This is a genomic window from Rhodoferax sp. GW821-FHT07F03 (genome assembly GCF_059418745.1).
Genome location: NZ_JBWKQM010000035.1, coordinates 1 through 1,198 on the forward strand (window position 1 = coordinate 1; position 1,198 = coordinate 1,198).

Sequence of the window (1,198 nt, forward strand, 5' to 3'; positions counted from 1 at the left end):
AAAAATGGGAAAAGAAAAGTTCACGCGCACCAAGCCCCACGTCAACGTGGGCACGATCGGTCACGTTGACCACGGCAAGACCACGCTGACGGCCGCCATCACCACCGTGCTGGCAGCCAAGTTCGGCGGTTCGGCCAAGGCCTACGACCAAATCGACGCAGCGCCCGAAGAAAAGGCCCGCGGTATCACCATCAATACCGCCCACGTCGAATACGAAACCGCCAACCGCCACTACGCCCACGTGGACTGCCCAGGCCACGCCGACTATGTGAAGAACATGATCACCGGCGCAGCCCAAATGGACGGCGCTATCTTGGTTTGCTCGGCTGCTGACGGCCCCATGCCCCAAACCCGCGAACACATCCTGTTGGCCCGCCAAGTGGGCGTGCCTTACATCATCGTGTTCCTGAACAAGTGCGACATGGTGGACGACGCCGAACTGCTCGAACTCGTTGAAATGGAAGTGCGCGAGCTGCTGGACAAGTACGACTTCCCAGGCGACGACACCCCCATCATCCACGGCAGCGCCAAGCTGGCCATGGAAGGCGACAAGGGCGAGCTCGGCGAAGGCGCGATCATGAAGCTGGCCGATGCACTGGACACCTACATCCCCCTGCCAGAGCGTGCTGTTGACGGCGCGTTCCTGATGCCTGTGGAAGACGTGTTCTCCATCTCCGGTCGTGGTACCGTGGTGACCGGTCGCGTTGAGCGCGGCATCATCAAGGTCGGCGAAGAAATCGAAATCGTCGGTATCGCTGACACCCAAAAGACCACCTGCACCGGCGTGGAAATGTTCCGCAAGCTGCTGGACCAAGGCCAAGCTGGCGACAACGTCGGCATCTTGCTGCGCGGCACCAAGCGCGAAGACGTGCAGCGCGGCCAAGTGCTGTGCAAGCCCGGTTCGATCAAGCCACACACGCATTTCACCTCTGAAATCTACGTGCTGAGCAAAGACGAAGGCGGCCGCCACACACCTTTCTTCAACAACTACCGTCCCCAGTTCTACTTCCGTACTACGGACGTGACCGGTGCGATCGCGTTGCCAGAAGGCAAGGAAATGGTCATGCCAGGCGACAACGTGTCGATCACCGTCAAGCTGATCAACCCCATCGCCATGGAAGAAGGTCTGCGTTTCGCCATCCGTGAAGGCGGCAAGACCGTCGGCGCCGGCGTGGTTGCCAAGATCATTGCTTAATTT

General features: G+C 59.8%; 1 protein-coding gene. It reads left to right on the forward strand.

Annotated features, from left to right (window positions below; translation table 11 throughout):
- Positions 1-4 precede the first annotated feature (4 nt).
- A complete protein-coding gene (gene tuf / locus AC07R0_RS25685; RefSeq protein WP_495107028.1) occupies positions 5-1,195 on the forward strand; it encodes an elongation factor Tu in 1,191 nt (396 codons plus the stop codon).
- The last annotated feature ends 3 nt before the right edge of the window (positions 1,196-1,198 follow it).